Source organism: Streptococcus cristatus (assembly GCF_003943505.1).
Taxonomy (GTDB): domain Bacteria; phylum Bacillota; class Bacilli; order Lactobacillales; family Streptococcaceae; genus Streptococcus; species Streptococcus cristatus_E.
Genome location: NZ_RJPS01000080.1, coordinates 1 through 683, shown reverse-complemented (window position 1 = coordinate 683; position 683 = coordinate 1). Strand labels below are relative to the sequence as shown.

Here is a 683-nt window from a genome sequence, read left to right as displayed (position 1 = left end):
GATGAAAGGGTTAATCTTGATACTCCGATTGAAGCCAAATATCTCAAGTTGGAAATCACTAAATACACTGAAGGTAGTATGCGCTGGCGTAATGTTGGCATTCAAGAATTGCGCGCTTATTCTAATATTCCTGATCCAGCACAAGTAACTAATCTTAACCAAGTAGAGTCATTGACTTTAGCTCAAGATGGACGCTCGCTAATCATGCCTGAGTTGCCAGGTGAAGTTAGTTTAGTCGGCAGCAATAAAAAAGGTGTTATTGATTTAAACAATAAAGTCTATCAACCTCTAACGGACCAGACAGTTAAAGTTTCTTTGCAACAAGTGCATGAAGGCCAAACCATTACCAAGGAATTTGAGGTTAGAGTTCCTGGTCGCTATGCAGACGAGGGAGTTGGAGACAAGCCGACAGTGGCTCCAACTGTTCAGCAATGGCACGGTGAAGAAGGACGTTCTTCTATTTTGGAAGACACCGTTCTATCTGTTGGAGATTCAGGATTTGACAAGGCAGCTAATTTCTATGCTAATGACTTGATTTCTCGAGGATTAGAGCTTGCCAAGGGAGACAGTACATCCGCGCATCGTATTGAGTTTAAAAAGGTAACGGACAAGGGCTATGGTGAAGAAGGCTATGGTATTACGATTCGTGATAATGTCTTTACCATTGAAGCGCAGACCAATAA

General features: G+C 42.0%; 1 protein-coding gene. It reads left to right on the top strand.

Annotated features, from left to right (window positions below; translation table 11 throughout):
- Positions 1-683 (top strand): glycoside hydrolase family 20 zincin-like fold domain-containing protein (locus tag D8792_RS11095; protein ID WP_142999407.1); only part of this gene is annotated, 683 nt, incomplete at both ends.